This window comes from Microbacterium esteraromaticum (assembly GCF_900163815.1).
In the GTDB taxonomy this organism is placed as follows: domain Bacteria; phylum Actinomycetota; class Actinomycetes; order Actinomycetales; family Microbacteriaceae; genus Microbacterium; species Microbacterium esteraromaticum_B.
In genome coordinates this window covers 21,108-40,702 of sequence record NZ_FUKO01000012.1, presented here as the reverse complement: position 1 = coordinate 40,702, position 19,595 = coordinate 21,108, and the positions used below count along the sequence as shown (strand labels likewise).

16 protein-coding genes and 1 tRNA gene are annotated in these 19,595 nt (G+C 66.0%); 11 read left to right on the top strand and 6 right to left on the bottom strand.

Features of this window, described 5'->3' with window-relative positions; genetic code table 11:
• The first annotated feature begins 53 nt into the window (after window positions 1-53).
• The 5 genes from gltB (at window position 54) to FM104_RS03495 (ending at window position 8,343) form a co-directional block, all read left to right on the top strand.
• On the top strand, window positions 54-4,529 hold the full coding sequence (gene gltB / locus FM104_RS03515) for a glutamate synthase large subunit (RefSeq protein ID WP_373407830.1): 4,476 nt from the start codon (window positions 54-56) through the stop codon (window positions 4,527-4,529).
• Complete coding sequence (locus FM104_RS03510) at window positions 4,522-5,988, top strand: glutamate synthase subunit beta (RefSeq protein ID WP_087130082.1); 1,467 nt, start codon at window positions 4,522-4,524, stop codon at window positions 5,986-5,988. The genes gltB and FM104_RS03510 overlap by 8 nt, the downstream gene beginning before the upstream one ends.
• Before the next feature lie 56 nt (window positions 5,989-6,044).
• Complete coding sequence (gene pyk, locus FM104_RS03505) at window positions 6,045-7,493, top strand: pyruvate kinase (protein ID WP_087130081.1); 1,449 nt, start codon at window positions 6,045-6,047, stop codon at window positions 7,491-7,493.
• A gap of 61 nt (window positions 7,494-7,554) precedes the next feature.
• A tRNA-Leu gene (locus tag FM104_RS03500) sits at window positions 7,555-7,640 on the top strand.
• Between the two features lie 76 nt (window positions 7,641-7,716).
• The gene (locus FM104_RS03495; protein WP_087130080.1) at window positions 7,717-8,343 is read left to right on the top strand and encodes an ANTAR domain-containing response regulator; all 627 of its coding nucleotides are present in this window, start codon (window positions 7,717-7,719) and stop codon (window positions 8,341-8,343) included.
• A gap of 64 nt (window positions 8,344-8,407) precedes the next feature.
• On the opposite strand, the gene FM104_RS03490 is transcribed toward FM104_RS03495, so the two are convergent.
• Window positions 8,408-8,830: a hotdog fold thioesterase gene (locus FM104_RS03490; RefSeq protein ID WP_087130079.1), complete on the bottom strand. Its 423-nt coding sequence runs from the start codon at window positions 8,828-8,830 to the stop codon at window positions 8,408-8,410.
• Window positions 8,831-8,875: 45 nt separating this feature from the next.
• Between FM104_RS03490 and polA the strand changes: the two genes are divergently transcribed.
• The 5 genes from polA (at window position 8,876) to FM104_RS03465 (ending at window position 15,486) form a co-directional block, all read left to right on the top strand.
• Window positions 8,876-11,527, top strand: a complete 2,652-nt coding sequence (polA, locus tag FM104_RS03485; protein ID WP_179206656.1) for a DNA polymerase I — start codon at window positions 8,876-8,878, stop codon at window positions 11,525-11,527.
• Between the two features lie 71 nt (window positions 11,528-11,598).
• Complete coding sequence (locus tag FM104_RS03480) at window positions 11,599-13,272, top strand: DUF885 domain-containing protein (protein ID WP_087130077.1); 1,674 nt, start codon at window positions 11,599-11,601, stop codon at window positions 13,270-13,272.
• Window positions 13,273-13,325: 53 nt separating this feature from the next.
• A complete protein-coding gene (locus FM104_RS03475) occupies window positions 13,326-14,081 on the top strand; it encodes an SGNH/GDSL hydrolase family protein (protein ID WP_179206655.1) in 756 nt (251 codons plus the stop codon).
• Window positions 14,078-14,740: a membrane protein YczE gene (yczE, locus tag FM104_RS03470; RefSeq protein WP_087130076.1), complete on the top strand. Its 663-nt coding sequence runs from the start codon at window positions 14,078-14,080 to the stop codon at window positions 14,738-14,740. The genes FM104_RS03475 and yczE overlap by 4 nt, the downstream gene beginning before the upstream one ends.
• A gap of 2 nt (window positions 14,741-14,742) precedes the next feature.
• Complete coding sequence (locus FM104_RS03465) at window positions 14,743-15,486, top strand: formylglycine-generating enzyme family protein (protein ID WP_087130075.1); 744 nt, start codon at window positions 14,743-14,745, stop codon at window positions 15,484-15,486.
• Between the two features lie 19 nt (window positions 15,487-15,505).
• Here the strand turns inward: FM104_RS03465 and FM104_RS03460 are convergent, their stop codons facing one another.
• The 3 genes from FM104_RS03460 to FM104_RS03450 form a co-directional block, all read right to left on the bottom strand.
• Window positions 15,506-16,834 (bottom strand): MFS transporter, encoded by a 1,329-nt coding sequence (locus FM104_RS03460; RefSeq protein ID WP_256971505.1) that lies wholly within the window; start codon window positions 16,832-16,834, stop codon window positions 15,506-15,508.
• Window positions 16,835-16,889: 55 nt separating this feature from the next.
• A complete protein-coding gene (locus tag FM104_RS03455) occupies window positions 16,890-17,231 on the bottom strand; it encodes a YciI family protein (RefSeq protein ID WP_087130073.1) in 342 nt (113 codons plus the stop codon).
• Between the two features lie 215 nt (window positions 17,232-17,446).
• Window positions 17,447-18,658 (bottom strand): IS110 family transposase, encoded by a 1,212-nt coding sequence (locus FM104_RS03450; RefSeq protein WP_087130072.1) that lies wholly within the window; start codon window positions 18,656-18,658, stop codon window positions 17,447-17,449.
• A 240-nt stretch (window positions 18,659-18,898) separates the two neighbouring features.
• On the opposite strand from FM104_RS03450, the gene FM104_RS03445 reads away from it, so the two are divergent.
• A complete protein-coding gene (locus tag FM104_RS03445) occupies window positions 18,899-19,150 on the top strand; it encodes a hypothetical protein (protein WP_087130071.1) in 252 nt (83 codons plus the stop codon).
• On the opposite strand, the gene FM104_RS03440 is transcribed toward FM104_RS03445, so the two are convergent.
• Both FM104_RS03440 and FM104_RS16720 read right to left on the bottom strand, forming a co-directional pair.
• Entirely contained in the window at window positions 19,114-19,467 is a 354-nt protein-coding gene (locus FM104_RS03440; RefSeq protein ID WP_087130070.1) for a hypothetical protein, read from the bottom strand. The two genes, FM104_RS03445 and FM104_RS03440, sit on opposite strands and share 37 nt — an antisense overlap.
• A complete protein-coding gene (locus FM104_RS16720; protein ID WP_256971504.1) occupies window positions 19,464-19,589 on the bottom strand; it encodes a hypothetical protein in 126 nt (41 codons plus the stop codon). The genes FM104_RS03440 and FM104_RS16720 overlap by 4 nt, the downstream gene beginning before the upstream one ends.
• Window positions 19,590-19,595: the final 6 nt, after the last annotated feature.

The window sequence follows — 19,595 nt, the reverse complement described above, 5'->3', positions numbered from 1 at the left end:
CAAAGCAGGGACTGTACAACCCGGCGTTCGAGAAGGACGCCTGCGGCCTGGCCATGGTCGCGACGCTGCGCGGCGAAGCCGGGCACGACATCATCGCACTGGCCCTGCAAGCGCTGCGAAACCTGGAACACCGCGGTGCAATCGGCTCTGATGCCGGCACCGGCGATGGCGCCGGCATCCTGACCCAGATGCCGGATGCGTTCCTCCGCTCGGTCACTGAATTCGAACTTCCCCCCGCTGGTGAATACGCCGCCGGCCTGGCGTTCCTCCCTCGGGAGTCGAGCGCCCGCCGCGAGCAGAAAGCCGGCATTGAGCGCATCGCCGCCGAGGAGGGCCTCACGGTCCTGGGCTGGCGTGTCGTTCCCACCGCCAACGAGAACCTCGGCAAACTCGCCGATGAGGCCCGCCCCGCATTCGAGCAGCTGTTCCTCGCGTGCCTTGGCTCCGGCGACAGTGCTGGCTCCGCGCTCGCACTGGACCGCCTCGCCTACCGGGTGCGCAAGCGCGCGGGCCATGAACTCGCCGCGTACTTCGTCTCGCTGTCGGCGCGCACGCTCGGCTACAAGGGGATGGTGACCACCCTGCAGCTGGAGCCGTTCTACCCGGATCTGCAGGATGAGCGCTTCGCGTCGGAGCTCGCGGTGGTGCACTCGCGCTACTCGACGAACACCTTCCCGTCCTGGCCGCTTGCACAGCCGCTGCGCATGCTCGCCCACAACGGCGAGATCAACACCGTCGGCGGCAACCGGAACTGGATGCGGGCGCGCCAGTCGCAGCTCGCATCTGAGCTTCTCGGTGGCATCCGCCCCCTGTTGCCGATCTGCACCGTCGGGGCCAGCGATTCCGCGTCGTTCGACGAGGTGCTCGAACTGCTCACCCTGACCGGGCGCAGTCTGCCCCACGCCGTGATGATGATGGTGCCGGAGGCGTGGGAGAAGCAGTCCGACATCGATCCCGATCTGCGGGCGTTCTACGCCTACCACGCGAGCCAGATGGAGCCATGGGACGGCCCGGCCGCGCTGATCTTCACCGACGGCACGCAGGTCGGCGCAACCCTCGACCGCAATGGGCTGCGTCCAGGACGGTGGACAGAGACCACCGACGGGCTCGTGGTGATCGGCAGCGAGACCGGCGTGCTCGAGTTCGAGCCGCAGCGCATCAAGCGCCGCGGGCGGCTGCGTCCGGGCCACATGTTCCTCGTCGACACCGCTGAGGGGCGCATCGTCGACGACGAGGAGATAAAGCGGGATCTCGCCGGGATGCACCCATGGCAGGAGTGGCTCGACGAGGGCGCAGTGCGACTGGCTGATCTGCCCGAACGCGAGCACATCGTGCACCCCGCAGCATCCATCACCCGCCGTCAGCGCACCTTCGGCTACACCGAGGAGGAAGTGCGCATCCTCCTCACGCCGATGGGGCAGAACGGCGCGGAGCCGCTGGGTGCCATGGGCAGCGACACCCCCGTCGCCGTGCTCAGCGCGAGGCCGCGCCTGCTCTTCGACTACTTCGTGCAGCAGTTCGCGCAGGTCACGAATCCGCCGCTGGATGCCATCCGCGAGGAGGTCGTGACGAGTCTGCGGCTGGGCCTCGGACCCGAACGCAACCTGCTCAGCTGGGGGCCGGATCACGCCCGCACCGTGACCCTGGATTTCCCGGTGATCGACAACGACGAGCTGGCGAAGATTCGTCACATCGAACGGGCCCTTCCCGGCCGCTCCAGTGCCACGATCAAGGGGCTCTATCATTTCGACGCGGGTCCGCACACGCTGCAGGAGAGGCTCTCCGAGATGTGCGCCGAGGCGGATGCCGCAATCGAACGCGGCGCGGAGCTGCTGATCCTCTCTGACCGCGACTCGAACAAGGATCTCGTTCCTATCCCGTCGCTGCTGATGGTGTCCGCTGTGCACCATCACCTGATCCGACGCCAGAACCGCATGAAAGTCGGTCTGGTCGTCGAGGCGGGCGATGTGCGCGAGGTCCATCACGTCGCCACATTGATCGGCTACGGCGCGTCGGCGGTGAATCCCTACCTGGCGATGGAGACCGTCGAGCATCTGGTCCGCACCGGTTTCATCACCGGCATCACCCCCGAGAAAGCGGTGCGCAACGTCATCTACGCGCTCGGCAAGGGCGTGCTGAAGATCATGTCGAAGATGGGCATCTCCACGGTCTCCTCGTACGCGGGAGCGCAGGTGTTCGAAGCCATCGGCCTCAGCCAGGAACTGATCGATACGTACTTCACCGGCACCGAATCGAAGCTCGGCGGAATCGGCCTCGAAGACGTCTTCGCAGAGAATCAGGCGCGTCACGACTTCGCCTATCCGGAAGATGCGGCCGCACGGGCCCACGAGCGGCTGTGGACCGGCGGCGAGTACCAGTGGCGGCGAGACGGATCACCGCACCTGTTCAACCCGGATACGGTCTTCCGGCTGCAGCACTCGACCCGCACTCGACGCTACGACATCTTCCGCGAGTACACGCAGCTCATCGACGATCAATCGCGTGAGCTGAAGACCCTTCGCGGGCTGTTCGAACTGCGAACCGGCGAGCGTCCGCCCGTTCCGCTCGACGACGTCGAACCGGTCAGTTCGATCGTGAAGAGGTTCTCCACCGGAGCGATGAGCTATGGCTCAATCTCTCAGGAGGCGCACGAGACTCTCGCGATCGCAATGAACCGCCTCGGTGCGAAGTCGAACACCGGCGAGGGCGGTGAAGACCCGGAGCGTCTCACAGACCCCGAGCGCCGCAGCGCCATCAAGCAGGTCGCATCCGGCCGGTTCGGCGTCACCAGCCAGTATCTGACCGAAGCCGACGATCTGCAGATCAAACTCGCTCAGGGTGCGAAACCGGGGGAGGGCGGTCAGCTGCCCCCTCAGAAGGTTTATCCGTGGGTTGCGCGCACACGCCACGCGACGCCAGGGGTGGGGCTGATCTCGCCTCCGCCGCACCATGACATCTATTCGATCGAAGACCTCAAGCAGCTGATCTACGACCTCAAGCGCGCCAACCCGCGCGCGCGGATCCATACGAAACTGGTCAGCCAATCCGGCATCGGCGCCGTTGCCGCCGGCGTTGCCAAGGCACTCAGCGACGTCGTGCTCATCTCGGGCCATGACGGCGGCACCGGTGCGAGCCCGCTGAACTCGCTGAAGCACGCTGGCACGCCGTGGGAGCTCGGCCTCGCGGAGACCCAGCAGACCCTCATGCTCAACAGCATGCGCGACCGCGTGGTGGTGCAGGTCGATGGCCAGCTGAAGACCGGCCGTGACGTCATCATCGGGGCGTTGCTGGGCGCGGAGGAATTCGGGTTCGCCACCGCGCCGCTGGTGGTGAGCGGGTGCATCATGATGCGCGTCTGTCACCTCGACACGTGCCCGGTGGGTGTCGCGACCCAGAACCCGGTGCTGCGCGAGCGTTTCACCGGCAAGCCGGAGTTCGTCGTCAACTTCATGGAGTTCATCGCGGAGGAGGTGCGCGAGCTGCTCTCCGAACTCGGATTCCGCACGCTCGAAGAGATCGTCGGCCGCACCGAGCTACTGCGGACGGATGCTGCCGTGCGGCACTGGAAGACCGAGGGGCTGGATGTGTCGCCGATCCTGCATGGCCCGGCGTTCCCCGCGAGTGAGCCGCGTCGCAGTTCCCGTTCCCAGGACCACGAGCTCGACAAGCACTTCGACAATATGCTGATCGGGTTGTCGGCCGACGCTCTCGACGCGGGCGCTCCGGTCGTGATCGACCTGCCCATCCGCAACACCGAGCGCGCTGTCGGCACCATGCTCGGCAACCGTGTGACGGCGCGCTACGGGGCCGAAGGTCTCGCCAGAGGCACGATCGACGTCACTCTGCGGGGCACCGCCGGGCAATCGCTCGGCGCATTCCTGCCTTCCGGCATCGTGCTCCGACTCGAGGGCGACGCAAATGACTACGTCGGCAAGGGGCTCTCCGGCGGTGACATCACGATCCGTCCGCCGCGAGAGGCGACATACGCCCCGCACCACAGCGTCATCGCCGGCAATGTGATCGGCTACGGAGCCACTAGCGGAGCGCTGTTCATCTCCGGAATGGTGGGGGAGCGCTTCCTGGTGCGCAACTCGGGAGCCACCGCCGTCGTCGAGGGTGTCGGTGATCACGCCCTCGAGTACATGACCGGCGGGCTCGCCGTCATCCTCGGTGAGACCGGCCGCAACTTGGGTGCCGGCATGTCCGGCGGCATCGCCTACGTCCGTAGCCTCAACCCTGCCCAGGTGAACACGGAGGGCCTGGGCTCGGGGGAACTGCGCCTGGAAACCCTGGACGGGGCCGACACGGAAGTGCTGCGCACGCTGCTCGTCGAGCATGTCGAGCGAACCGGTTCGCCACTGGCATCCGAGATCCTGGCCGAGTTCCACACCGCCGCGGCCGGTTTCGTCAAGGTTCTGCCCCGCGACTTCGCCGCCGTGCAGAACATGCGGCAGGAAGCCGAGGCAACAGGACTCGACCCCGACGGCGACGATATGTGGCAGCGAATCCTGGAGGTGACCGGTGGCTGACCCCAAAGGCTTTCTGAAGACGACCGAGCGCGAGCTGCCTGCCCGGCGCCCGGTTCCGGTGCGGATCCTCGATTGGAAGGAAGTATACGAACCCGGAGACCGCACCGTGCTCAAGCGTCAAGCGGGACGATGCATGGACTGCGGTGTGCCGTTTTGCCACTCGGGATGTCCGCTGGGAAATCTGATCCCGGAGTGGAACGACCTCACCTGGCGCGACGAGGGCCGCATGGCCATCGACCGACTGCACGCCACGAACAACTTCCCGGAGTTCACTGGGCGCCTGTGCCCGGCGCCCTGCGAGAGCGCCTGTGTGCTCGGCATCAATCAACCCGCGGTGACCATCAAGCAGATCGAGGTCTCGATCATCGATGAGGCCTTCACGCACGGGTGGGTGGAACCTCAGCCGCCACAGCGTCTCACCGGCAAGACCGTCGCCGTTGTCGGTTCGGGACCCGCGGGTCTCGCAGCCGCGCAGCAGCTCACCAGAGCGGGGCACACCGTGGTCGTGTTCGAGCGCGACGATCGCATCGGCGGTCTGCTGCGTTACGGCATCCCCGATTTCAAGATGGAGAAGCGGCACGTGGAATCCCGGCTGCGTCAGATGCAGGACGAAGGGACGCGATTCCGTGCCGGCGTCGAAGTCGGCCGGCACATCTCCTGGGACGATCTGCGCGCGCGCTACGACGCTGTGCTGATCGCGACGGGCTCCACCGTGCCGCGGGAACTGCCGATACCCGGGCGAGATCTGCCGGGCGTGCACTTCGCCATGGAATACCTCGTCGAATCGAACCACGCGACCGCCGGTGACTCGGTCGCCGACCAGATCAGCGCTGCGGGAAAGCACGTCGTCGTCATCGGCGGCGGCGACACCGGCGCCGATTGCATCGGCACCGCACATCGCCAGGGCGCGCTGAGCGTGACGAACCTCGCCATCGGACGCCAGCCCGGTGTCGAGCGCGCGGAGCATCAGCCGTGGCCGATCATGCCGACGCTGTTCGAGGTGCAGTCCGCTCATGAAGAGGGCGGAGAGCGCACGTATCTGGCATCCACCGTCGAATTCCTCTCGGATGCTGCGGGCGTGCTGCGCGCTGTGCGCGTCGCGGAGACGGAGTTCGTGGACGGCAAGCGCGTGCCCAAGGGCGGCAGCGAACGCGAGATTCCCGCAGATCTTGTGCTGATAGCCATGGGGTTCACCGGCCCGGAGACGCAGTCGTTCACTGGCCGTACGACCCCAGCGGTGACAGAGCGAGGCCTCCTGGTCCGGGATGACGGCTACGCCACCTCAGAGCCCGGGGTCTACGTCGCCGGTGATGCTGGCCGCGGACAGTCGCTGATCGTGTGGGCGATCGCCGAAGGGCGCGCCTCCGCCGCGGCGATCGACCGTCATCTGATGGGATCCACATCGCTTCCGTCGCCGGTGGACGTCACGGATGTCGCGCTCGGCATCCGGCCCGCGTAGGCTGAGCGCGGCAACGTCGCCTAATTTCCCTGTTCCCCCTCACCCTGGAGATGCCGTTGAGACGCGCGAAAATCGTCGCCACACTCGGACCCGCAACCTCGACCTATGAAACGGTCCGCGCCCTGATCGACGCGGGCGTGGACGTCGCTCGGCTGAACCTCAGCCACGGCGACTACTCGGTTCATGACGCAAACTACGCGAACGTGCGGCGTGCTGCCGAAGACGCCGCGCGCGCCGTCGCCATCCTCGTCGACCTGCAGGGACCGAAAATCCGCCTCGGCAAGTTCGAAGACGGTCCGTACGAGCTCGAGGCCGGTGACATCTTCAAGATCACGACCGAGGACATCATCGGCAACCGCGAGATCTGCGGCACGACGTTCAAGGGTCTGCCCAACGACGTCAAGCCGGGTGACTTCCTGCTGATCGATGACGGCAAGGTCCGTGTCGAGGTCGTCGAGTCCGACGGCACGGTCGTCACCACGCGTGTCATCGTCGCAGGCGCCGTATCGAACAACAAGGGCATCAATCTGCCCGGCGTCGCCGTGAACGTGCCCGCGCTGAGCACAAAGGATGAGGACGATCTCCGCTGGGGGCTGCGCATCGGTGCAGACCTGATCGCGCTGTCGTTCGTCCGCGACGCGAGCGATGTGCGACGCGTGCACGAGATCATGGCGGAGGAGGGCGTCCGCGTCCCCGTGATCGCCAAGATCGAGAAGCCGCAGGCGGTTGAGGCGCTCGAGGAGATCGTCGACGCCTTCGACGGCATCATGGTCGCTCGCGGCGACCTCGGAGTCGAGCTGCCGCTCGAAGCCGTGCCGATCGTGCAGAAGCGCGCCGTGGAGATCGCACGCCGCATGGCGAAGCCGGTCATCGTCGCCACGCAGATGCTGGAATCGATGATCAACAGCCCCGTGCCGACCCGCGCCGAGACCTCGGACGTCGCCAACGCCGTGCTCGATGGCGCGGATGCCGTGATGCTGTCGGGCGAGACGAGCGTCGGGGACTACCCGGTCGTGGTCGTAGAGACCATGGCGCGCATCATCGAGTCCACGGAGGAGCACGGTCTGGAGCGCATCGCGCCGCTGACGAGCACACCCCGCACGCAGGGCGGTGCCATCACGCTGGCCGCTCTCGAGGTCGCGGAGTTCGTCGAGGCCAAGTTCCTGTGCGTGTTCACGCAGTCAGGTGACTCCGCACGCCGTCTGTCGCGACTGCGCTCGCGGATCCCGATGCTGGCGTTCACGCCCGAGCCCGGCATCCGTCGCCGCATGGCGCTGACGTGGGGCATCCGCTCGACGCTGGTCGACATGGTCAAGCACACCGATGCGATGTACCTGCAGGTCGACGAGCACCTTTTGAAGAACAAGCTGGCCGAGATCGGGGATCGCGTGGTCGTGATCTCCGGTTCCCCTCCCGGCATCATCGGCTCCACCAACGACATCCGCGTCCACAAGGTCGGGGATGCCGTGGGCGGAGCGGCGCCGGTCTACAAAGCCGGAATCTGAGCACAAGACGAGGGCGGAGCCGCAGGTTCCGCCCTCGTCTGTGCGCTAAAGTCGTTCACGGGCCGGCGTGGCGGAATGGTAGACGCGGAGCACTCAAAATGCTTTGTCCGAGAGGTCGTGTGGGTTCGAGTCCCACCGCCGGCACCAATGCCTGGAGGGTCGCCTTGCGCGGCCCTCCGCGCGTTCGCACCTGCAGCAGCGTCAGTCCGATAGGATTTCATCTGTGACCGAGCAAGAACAGCCTGAACAGCCTGAACAGCCCACGGCATCCGCCCCGCGACGCGTCGTCGTCGCGGAGGATGAGTCGCTGATCCGCCTCGACATCGTCGAGATCCTGCGCGACAACGGCTTCGATGTCGTCGGTGAGGCTGGTGACGGCGAGACAGCCGTGCAGCTCGCCACGGAGCTTCGCCCCGATCTGGTGATCATGGACGTGAAGATGCCCCAGCTGGATGGCATCAGCGCGGCCGAGCGCCTGCACAAGGCGAACATCGCTCCTGTCGTGCTGCTGACGGCATTCAGCCAGAAGGAGCTGGTCGAGCGTGCGAGCGAGGCCGGTGCGCTGGCCTACGTCGTCAAGCCCTTCACCCCGAACGACCTGCTGCCGGCGATCGAGATCGCACTGGCACGCCACGAGCAGATCATCACGCTCGAAGCCGAGGTCGCCGACATGGTCGAGCGCTTCGAGACCCGCAAGCTCGTCGATCGCGCCAAGGGCCTCCTGAACGAGAAGATGGGACTCTCCGAGCCCGAGGCATTCCGCTGGATCCAGAAGGCGTCGATGGACCGCCGCCTCACGATGCAGGATGTCGCGAAGGCGATCATCGAGCAGCTCGCTCCGAAGAAGTAACCACAGCCTTTATCAGAACGGCCCCGTTGCGACGCAGCGGGGCCGTTCTGCTTCTGCAGCCGTGTCAGGCCGGCATGTCCTTGATCATGTTCGTGATGCGGATCGTCGAGCAACGGCGGCCCTGTTCGTCATCGACCGCGATCTCATGCACGGTCATGCTGCGCCCGAGGTGCACAGGCGTGCAGACCGCGGTGACGATGCCGGAGGTGGCCGAACGGGTGTGCGTCGCGTTGATGTCGACTCCGACGGCGAGGCGGCCGGGTCCGGCGTGCAGGTTCGCGGACATCGAACCCAGCGACTCGCCGAGCACGACGTAGGCGCCGCCGTGCAGCAGGCCGACCGGCTGAGTGTTGCCCTCGACGGGCATGGTTGCGACGCTGCGCTGGATGCCGAATTCGGTGAACTCGATGCCCATCTTCTCGGCCAGCGCTCCCATGCCACGGTGGGTGGCCCATTCCAATCCGGCGGTCTGGGTCGTTTCGGTCATGCATCCTCCTCGGCGAGTGTCCGCCACTCTCGTTAGGCTTGCAGGGTGACGGACTCCGCAAAGCCTACCCTCATGGTCGTCGACGGCCACTCGCTCGCCTATCGTGCCTTCTTCGCCCTGCCGGTCGAGAATTTCACCACGAAGGACAACCAGCACACGAACGCCATCTACGGCTTCTTGTCGATGCTGGTGAACCTGATCAAGGCAGAGAAGCCCACCCACCTCGCCATCGCGTTCGACACGTCACGGCACTCGTTCCGCACCGATGAGTACCCCGAGTACAAGGCGACCCGATCAGAGAGCCCCCAAGAGTTCAAGGGCCAGATCCCTCTGCTGCAGGACTGCCTGGCCGCGATGGCTATTCCGGTGCTCACCCAGGTCGGCATCGAGGCCGATGACATCCTGGCCACACTCGCGAAGCAGGGTTCTGAGCAGGGATACGACGTGCTCGTGGTCTCCGGCGATCGCGACACGATCCAGCTCGTGAATGACGATGTGACGCTGCTGTACCCCTCGGTGCAGGGGGTGTCGCAGCTGAAGCGCTACGATCCCACGGCGGTGGAAGAGCGCTACGGAGTGCGTCCGGAGCAGTATCCCGACGTCGCAGCCCTCGTCGGCGAAACCAGCGATAACCTCCCGGGCGTGCCGAAGGTGGGGGAGAAGACCGCCGTCAAGTGGCTCACCCAGTTCGGAACTCTCGATGAACTACTCGCCCGGGCCGAGGAGATCAAGGGCGTCGTCGGCGGCAACCTCCGCGAGCACATGGATGCTGTGCGCAGAAACCGCAAGCTCAATCGCCTCCTCACCGACGTGGAGCTGCCCGTCTCTCCGGACCAGTTGGCAGTCGCGCCCATCGATGCGCAGGCAGTGCGTGACATCTTCGCGCGCCTGGAGTTCCGCACCCTGCTTCCGCGTGTGTTCGACGCCGTTGGAGCGGGTGATGAAGCGGTGCACGATGAGCCGGCGATGAAGGTCCCCGCGCCGACCGAGTCTTCGGCATCCGCCATCGCGGCCTGGCTGAACACGCAAGACGACGAGATCGCCGTCGCCTTCGCCACCGCGGGCGGGGTGATCTCTCGAGTGGGAGTCGCCAGCCTCACTGAACTGCACGAGTGCGATTGGAACGATGAGACGGCGGTGGCGCTGGGGCCCTGGCTCGCATCCGACGCGGCAAAGGTCATCAACGACGCCAAGTCACCGCTGAAAGCGCTGCTGCGGGCTGGAATCCGACTCGGCGGCCTCGCGTACGACACGCTCCTGGCCGGCTGGCTGATGCGTCCGAGCTTCCCCGACAAGACACTCGGTCACCTCGTCTCCCGCTATCTGGATGAGAAGCTGCCAGAAGCCGACCCCACTCAGCTCGTCCCCGAGACCGACGGCGCCACCCCATCGCAAGAGGCGTGGTTCACCCTGCGCACGGCAGCTGCAATCCGTGAAGACATGCCCGAGTCGGTGGCATCCGTCCTCACCGACATCGAGCTGCCGACGCTGCTCGTCCTCGCCGATATGGAACTCGCGGGCGTCGCCGTCTCGCACGACGTGCTGTCGACGTTCTCTGCCGAACTGCTGACGCGCACGGACGGCATCGCCGTCGACGCGTTCGCTCTCGTCGGACGAGAATTCAATCTCGGCTCGCCGAAGCAGCTGCAGGAGGTGCTGTTCGAAGACCTGCAGCTGCCGAAGACGCGCAAGACCAAGACCGGATACTCGACGGATGCTGCGGTGCTCGCCGACCTGCGCGAATCGAACCCGCATCCGTTCCTCGACCTGCTGCTGCAGCACCGTGAGGCGACCAAACTGCGACAGATCATCGAATCGCTCGACAGCGCGATCGGCAAGAACGGGGCGATCGCCGACGATCACCGCATTCACACGACGTACGTGCAGACCGGCAGTCAGACCGGCAGGCTCTCCAGCACCGACCCGAACCTGCAGAACATTCCGGTGCGCACGGAGGAGTCCAGGCGCATCCGCAGCGCATTCGAGGTCGGCGAGGGCTACGGAACGCTGTTGACGGCCGACTACTCGCAGATCGAGATGCGCATCATGGCGCACCTGTCCGGAGACGAGGGCCTGATCGAGGCGTTCCGCACCGGTGAGGATCTGCACCGTTTCGTCGGTGCGCGAGTCTTCGGCGTCGAGCCGGAGGAAGTCAGCTCGGCCATGCGCACGAAGGTGAAGGCGATGTCGTATGGCCTGGTGTACGGGTTGAGCGCCTTCGGTCTTTCCAAGCAGCTGCGCATCGAGCAGTCCGAGGCGAAGAAGCTCATGCTCGAGTACTTCGCGCGCTTCGGTGCGGTGCGCGACTACCTGCGGGCATCGGTGATCAAAGCCAAGGAAGACGGCTACACCGAGACGATCTTCGGACGCCGTCGCCCGTTCCCCGATCTGAGCAGCCCGAACCGCGTGCTGCGTGAGAATGCCGAGCGCGCGGCGCTCAACGCGCCGATTCAGGGCAGCGCCGCGGACATCATGAAGATCGCACTGATCAGAATTCACGATGATCTTCACGGCAGCGAACTGCGGTCTCGTGCACTGCTGCAGATCCATGACGAACTCGTCGTCGAGGTCGCACCGGGGGAGTGGGATGCGGTGGAGGAGATCGTCCGCGCCCGAATGGCTGGTGCCGCAGAACTCACCGTGCCGCTGGATGTGCAGGTCGGCCGTGGTCGCGACTGGAACGAGGCCGCGCACTGACAATCTCAGTGGCCCAGACCTTCGTGGGTCCCTGAGCCTGTCGAAGGGCCACCACAGATAAGCTCGAATCCATGATTGCTGAAGCTCGCATCCCCTCGGCCATCGATCAGATCGCAGAGGACTGGGTCGACACACTGGTCGATCTTTCACCGGTTCTGGCTACCTATATCGGGCGAAACGAAGCCAATGGGCGCCTCGATGATGTCAGCCCGGAAGGCCACGAGCGCTCAGTGGCTGCCACTCGTGAGGCTCTCGCGCGCCTGGATGCCACGGAGCCCACCGACAGCATCGACGCGATCACCAAGACCGATCTCTCGGCAGAGCTGCGGCTCGAACTCGAGCTGCACGATGCACAGTGGCACCTGCGCGACCTCAATGTGATCGCCTCGGCTGCGCAGGATTTCCGACAGGCCTTCGATCTCATGCCGACCGCCGAGGTCGAGGACTGGGCTGTCGTCGCTGAGCGCCTGGCCGCGGTTCCGGATGCGCTCAAGGGGTACACCGAGACTCTCCGTGAAGGAATCCGGCGGGGTGTCGTGCCCGCGCGTCGCCAGGTCGTGGAGGTTGCCAAGCAGATCACCCGCTACAGCGCTGACGACGGCTTCTTCGCCTCCTTCATCGCCGGCGCCGCTCCGCAGGAGGGCCAGCTGCCGGCATCCCTCGCCCGTGAGCTCGCCGACCGCGCCGGGGCCGCTCGGGTCGCGTACGACACGCTGGGCTCGTTCCTCAGCACCGAACTCGCGCCGGTCGCCGGTGAGGAAGACGCTGTCGGGCGTGAGTTGTACGCGCTGAATTCGCGCCGCTTCCTCGGCGCGAGCATCGACCTCGACGAGACCTACGAGTGGGGTCGTGAAGAACTCGCTCGGATGATCGCCGAGCAGGAGTCCATTGCGAATGAGATCCTCCCGGGTGCCACGCTGGAAGAGGCTGTCGCCCACCTCGAGGCCGACCCGAGTCGCAAGCTGCATGGGACCGACGCACTGCAGAAGTGGATGCAGGAGACGAGCGACCGCGCCATAGCCGAACTCGGGGTCTCGCATTTCGATATTCCCGAGGAGATCCGCGCACTGGAGTGCATGATCGCGCCGACGCAGGAGGGTGGGATCTACTACACCGGTCCCACGGACGACTTCTCCCGCCCGGGCCGGATGTGGTGGTCGGTGCCCGAAGGCGTCACCGAGTTCGACACCTGGCGCGAGCTGACGACCGTCTACCACGAGGGTGTGCCCGGTCATCACCTGCAGATCGCGCAGGCGACCTACAATCGCGCTGAGCTGAATACGTGGCGTCGGGTGCTCGCCGGCACCTCCGGCCACGCCGAGGGATGGGCCCTGTACGCCGAGCGTCTCATGGAGCAGCTCGGTTACCTCGATGACCCGGCTGACCGTCTCGGGATGCTGGACGGGCAGCGGATGCGCGCGCTGCGCGTCGTCCTCGACATCGGCGTGCACCTCGGCAAGCCCCGTCTCGATGGCGAGGGAGTCTGGGATCATGACTACGCGCTGGAGACGATGCGGCAGAACGTGAACATGCCGGACGAGTTCCGGCAGTTCGAGGTCAACCGGTACCTTGGCTGGCCCGGGCAGGCACCGTCGTACAAGGTCGGCCAGCGCATCTGGGAAGAAGTGCGTGATGCTGCGCGTGCGCAGCAGGGCGAGGCGTTCTCATTCAAGGATTTCCACAAGCGCGCACTGGACATCGGCGGTGTCGGACTCGATACGCTGCGCACGGTCTTCGCCCGCTGATCCCGACGTCGCCCAGGACAGCTCTGCGTCCGCACAGGAATAGGGTGGAGAGCATGGCGGCAGTGCGATTCGTGGCGATCGGCGATTCCTTCACCGAAGGGGTCGGCGATGAGCTTCCCGATGGCACCGTTCGCGGATGGGCGGACATCGCTGCGCAGGGCTGGGCGGATGCGACCGGCGCGCCGATCGAGTACGCGAACCTGGCGATTCGAGGGCGTCTGGCGTGGCCGATCGTCGAAGAGCAGCTGGAGCCGGCGCTCGCGCTGAAGCCGACGCATCTCTCGTTCAACGGCGGTGGCAACGACATCCTGCGTCCCAATACTGATGTCGAGCACATCGCGGACGTGTTCACCCGAGTCCTTCGACGCTGTGACGAAGAGGGTGTGCGGCTGATCATCCTCTCGGGAGCCAATCCGAGTGCGCAGCTGCCGCTGGGTCCCGTGTTCCAGCGGCGCGGCGATGCTCTGTCGAGCGCCGTGCTGAGGCGCGTCGAGGGGCGGCCCGATGTCGTGCAAGCGCTGAACTGGCCCGACACCGAACTGTCGCAGCCGAAGTACTGGTCCGAGGACCGACTGCATATGAACACGCACGGGCACCATCGGGTGGCGGCGCGGGTGCTGCATGCCCTGCAGCTCAACCCGCCAGAAGAGTGGTGGTCGCCCACCTCGACGCCGACGGCCGGACCGTCAGGCCTGAAGTACTACCGCGAGTTCGTGGGGCCGTGGATCAAACGCCGAGTGACGCGCACCTCCTCGGGCGACGGCCGCACAGCGAAGTACGCCGACTGGGTGGAAAGACACCCGCAATGAGCCGCTTCTCCGGCCGGCGACTACCGCGCCGCCTCACACAGCTCTTCGTCGGACTGTTCCTTTACGGCATCGGCATCGCGTTCATGATCCGCGGTGCGATCGGCGCCGCCCCCTGGGATGTTCTCACTCAGGGCATCACCCGGCATGTGCCGCTGACCTTCGGCACGGTGACGATTCTCGTCAGCGGCGTGGTGCTGCTGCTGTGGATCCCGATCAGGCAGAAGATCGGGATCGGCACGGTCATGAACGCGCTGTGCGTCGGCCCGGCCGCCGATGTCGGGTTCCTGCTGATTCCAGAGGCTGAGCCCCTGTGGTTGCGCGTGCTGTTCTTCGTCATCGGACTCACCGTGCTCGCCGCAGCGACCGGCTTATACATCGGCGCGCACTTCGGCCCCGGCCCACGTGATGGCCTGATGACAGGCCTGCACCAACGACTCGGCTGGCCGATCTGGATCGTGCGCACCTGTCTCGAAGTGACGGTCGTCGCCATCGGATGGGCGCTCGGCGGCAACGTCGGCGTCGGTACCGTCGCGTTCGCGCTGCTGGTCGGCCCGATGTGCCAGTTCTTCATGCGCGTGTTCGCGGTGCGCATCGCCGGGGGAGAGAAGTCGACTCGCACCGAAGGTCCTCGCACCGGCCCACTGCGGGTGACGGGCTGAGCATGGATCTGTGGGAGATGCGGGCGCTGCCGGCAGGCGCGGTCACGCTGCACGATGCGCGTCGTGACGAGCACCGCACCGTTGACCTGGAGCAGTTCGAGATCGGCGTGTTCGCTGTCACCGAAGAGCAATTCGCCGAGGTGCTGGGTGTGCCCGCGCAGCATCCCCGTCGACCTGCGCGAGATCTCAGCTGGCTGCGGGCGATCCGCTTCTGCAACGCCGCATCGGAATGGGAAGGGCTCGACCCGGCCTACGCGTTCGAAGGCGAGGACATCACCTGGCATGTGGATAGCGACGGTTACCGGCTGCCGACCGAAGCGGAGTGGGAATACGCCTGCCGAGCAGGGTCGGTCGGACCGCACTACGGTCCGCTGTCTGAGGTCGCGTGGTCTGCGTCCGACGGCGTGGATGCGCCACAGGATGTCGGGATGAAGCTGCCGAATCTGAATGGTCTCTTCGACACGCTCGGCAATGTGTGGGAATGGTGCTGGGACTTCCTCGATCCGGAGCGATACGACGACTACCGGGTGTTCCGGGGCGGCGGGTTCGCCGACGATTCCTGGAGCGTTCGCGCATCTGTGCGCCGTGGCGGGGCTCCGCGCATGCACCATGACGACGTGGGCATCCGGCTGGCGCGCGGCGGCTTCGATGGACAGGACGCCGCACAGGGGTGGTCGGCGAAGGCGGATATCGAGCGGGGCGGACGCGGCGGCTCGCGCCCGATGGGGTGGACTCCGCGCAGCTGACAGCATCCGCCGATAGGTCTTAGCGGTGTCGACGTCGTTCCGGGTCGAGGCCCATGCGGATGCGGGTGTTCTTGCGCTCGTAGATGATGAACGTGATTCCGAGCGCCCACAACGGCACCTGGGTGAGGAAGGCGAGGCGAAAGGCATCGAGCGAGTATGTGTCGGGCGTGCCGGCGCCCTGCAGGTCGAGCGTGAGTCCGATGAGGAAGATGGCGGTGAGCGCGGCGAGGAAGCCGCCGGAGTTGGTGACGCCGGTTGCGGTGCTGAGGCGGTGCGCCGGGTTGTGGGTGCGGGCGTGGTCGAACGCGACCATGGATGCCGGGCCGCCCGCGGCCAGGCAGACGACGAGCACCACGAGCAGCCAGAAGGGCGCGGGCCCTGGCCAGAACGCGACCGCGAGCCATGCGAGCACCTGCACACCGACGCTGGGCAGCACCAGCGCCAGGGAACGGCGCGTAGGGATACGGCGAGAGAGGATGCCGAGTATCGGGCTGAGGACCATGGCGACGACCACGTTCAGCGACAGCAGGCCCGCCGCTGCGGTGGGGGACAGACCTTCGCCAGCAGTGAGAAAGGGCATTCCCCACAGCAGCAGCAGAGCGGTGCCGGCGAACGGGGTGGTGAAATGCGACCAGAAGGCGAGTCGCGTGCCCGGGTGCGCCCAGGCAGCTCGGATGCCGACGCCCGTGTCGATGGCCGACGTGATGACCTGGATCACACCGGTCTCGGTGTTGACGGTAACGTCGGCTGCGCGCTCGGGTGGGTGATTGCGGATGATCGCCCAGACGAGCACCGCGAACAGCAGGCCGAGGCCTGCGATGCTGCCGAAGGTGATCGTCCAAGTCGTGGCATGCAGGAGCGCGGCCAGGGGGAGCAGGGCAACAAGTTGGCCGGACTGACCGACCAAGCCGGTCATCTGCACCATGATCGGTCCACGCTGCGCGGGGAACCATGTGGCGACCAGTCGCAGCACCGCGGGGAAGATAGCGGCGTCTCCGGCGCCGAGCAGCACGCGTGCGATGAGGGCGATGCCGATGCTGGGGGAGACCGCCATCACGAACTGGCCAGCTGCCATCAGAAGCATGCCGATGACCATGATCGGGCGGGAGCCGTAGCGGTCGAGCAGTACTCCGATCGGGATCTGCATGCCGCCATAGACGGCGAGCTGCACCACGGCGAAGAGCGACAGTGTGGCGGCATCCGCGTGGAAGCGCTCGGCAGCATCCACGCCAACGGAACTCAGCGAACTGCGGTTGGTGATCGCGAGCACATACGCAGCGACGGCGACGCCCCAGATCAGCCAGGAACGCCATCCCGGTGCCTCACGGAGCAGGGGAGTGGCGGTCACTTTCCCAGAGTAGTCGGCGCGGCCGGCATCCCTGCCGTCGATGACTGTGGACGGTTCAGCTGGTGGAATCCTCCTGGAATGCGCGAACTTCCTGCGCGCACCGGCATGCCGCAGCGATCTTCGCGGCCCAGTCCAGTGCATCGTCGTAGGTGGGCAGCTCGAGCACGGTATACCCGCCTTCCATCTGCGCGGTCTGCGAGTACGTGCCCTGCGTGATGTTGCGTTCCGCATCGACGCGCGCCGGTGGCAGCAGCTCGTCGATGCCACCGTTGAAGATCCATACACCAGCCTCCTTCGCCTCCTGCACGACGGCCCGTGCGGCCTCGGCCACAGCCAGCAGTTCCTCGTCGGAGAATGTCATCGCAGCGCTCGGGAACGAGATCAGGTACTTGGTCATGTCTTTACCGTAGGGGAGACGGGCGACGAACGTAATAACTGCGACGTTCAGGCGAAATGGGTTGTGGATGTGCGGCGGCGGGAAGACATTCGGTCTGCACACTTCGGGTTCCTGTCGACTTGTCCACTGTCCGCATATCGGTTATGACCTGGCCTTCGCCAGTATCAGAGGCACACTGCTCGCGCACAGCGAGGGGGGTGCCCCTATGTCGTTTGTCAAGCCGCGAAGGCGGGCGTCGTGGCTCGTGATTCGTAGAGGGTGCCGTCGCGGAGCATGGCGTAGAGGACGTCGCATCGGCGCCGTGCGAGGGCGATGAGGGCTTGGTTGTGGCGTTTGCCTTGGGCGATCTTGCGGTCGTAGTAGGCGCGCGAGATCGGGTCGCGGAGCGCTGCGAAGGCGGAGAGAAACAGTGTTCGTTTGAGGATCTTGTTCCCGCGCCTGGAGGGGTGCTCGCCGCGGATCGATGAACCAGATCTTCGCGTGACCGGTGCGAGCCCGGCGTAGGCGGCGAGGTGGCCGGCGGTGGCGAAGTCTTTGCCGGAGATCTCGGTGAGGAGCCTGGCTGCGGTCCTGACGCCGACTCCGGGCATGCTCGTCAGGACGGGCTGAAGAGGGTGCGCCTCCACGAGACGTTCGACCTCAACGGCGATCTCGGCCCGTTGCCGGCGCAGACCTGCGAGCTGTTCCGCGAGGCGCGGCAGAACGAGCGCGGCGGCGTTGGTGCCGACCACGACGACCGTCTGCTCGCTCAAAGCCGCGATGATCTGCTCCGCGAGGTGGCGTCCCATGCGGGGTGCGAGCTTGACCAGCCGGTTGCCGAGCCGGGTCGCTCCCGCGGCCTTCATCGTGGCCGGAGACGGATAACGCTGCAACAAGTCCAGCACGGCCGGATGATCCAGATGCGGGCCGAGGACCCGCTCCAGGGCAGGGTGGATCTGCGTGAGAAGCCCGCGGATCCGGTTGCTCGTCGCGGTGGCCTGCCCGACAAGGTCGTCATCGAAACCGCAGAGCATGGAGAGCTCAGCGACCTGTTCGTCGGCGAGTTGTATTGACCGCAGTGCGTGAGGGAGTGTGCGGGCGGCTTGCGCGATGATCGCCGCGTCCCGAGCGTCGGTCTTCGCTTCGCCCGCGTGCAGGTCTGCGATGCGGCGCATCGCGAGGCCGGGGAGATACCCCACTAACACGGCCTCCGCCTGAGCGACCGCAATCGGAAGGGCGCCTATCGTCGCGGGCTGATCCACGACGAAGAGCACCAGGCCATGTCGTTTCAGGCTGCCAATGACCGTGCGTAGTCGCGCCTCGTCATTCGGGAGTGCCTTGTCATAGAGCACCGCTCCGCTCCGGTCCAGGGCAACGGCGTGGTGTTCGCCCTTGCCGACGTCGACACCGATGAAGACATCGACTTGTTCGTATCGTTCGATTGTCACCTGCTTCTCCGTCCGTGAGACGTGGCCTGAACCAGGGCGGTGAGTCTCGGCATCCACGTTACGAACGGCCTCAGCATCCGCTGGGTCCAGCCCCTATCAGCGATCACTCACTGCCGAACCGGACCCGGTGACAACACCCCCCGGATCATCAACGACTGGGGGCAACAATCATGCCGGGCCCGGCAGGCCAACACCCTCCAAGAATGACTCCTGAACGGCTACGAAGAAAGTAACGAGGGGATGCCGTCCTTCCTCGAGCGGTTGGGATTCGTGCAGCGTCTGCTCGACGGCCTCGTCGTCGAGGCGACGGCGCAGGTGATCGAACGTGACGGTGCGCCCCGCGACGAACGGCTGACCATGCAGAGCGGATGCCGGGATGCATCCGAATTGCTCCGCCGCATGCTGCGGGTGGACGGACCCACGGCTCGCCGCCCGCGTGAGCTCGTGGTGTCAGCTCACCCGTTCGCTTCGTCGTCCCCGAAGCACTTCTGAACGTCGAGGCCGCTATCCTCGACCTGTGCCAGAACGGCGTCAGCGTCCTTGCCCGGCTCGATACCGGCGGCCGTCAGGCACTCGCGGTACTTGACGAACGTTTCGGAGTCGTACGACTTGGAAAGCTGCCATTGGAAGTCGACGGGCGCAAAATCGACATAGCACTTGTCATACACAGGCTTCGCTTCGGCGAGGTAGGAGAACTGGCGCACGCCGCCGACGTCGCGCTTGACGGAGAGTTCGGCACCGCCCTGATTCATGCACGCCTCGAAATTCGCGTATGCCTCGTCGTACACCTGTTGCGTGACGACTTTCACACCCTCGGGCAGAGGTCCTGCTTCGGGGTTGTTGAATGCTCCGCCGAACGCGGCCAGCCCGCCGACTGTCCCATGCCGGCCGTGGCGACGAGTGCGCCGACGATCATCGTTCGCTTCTTCATGTCTCG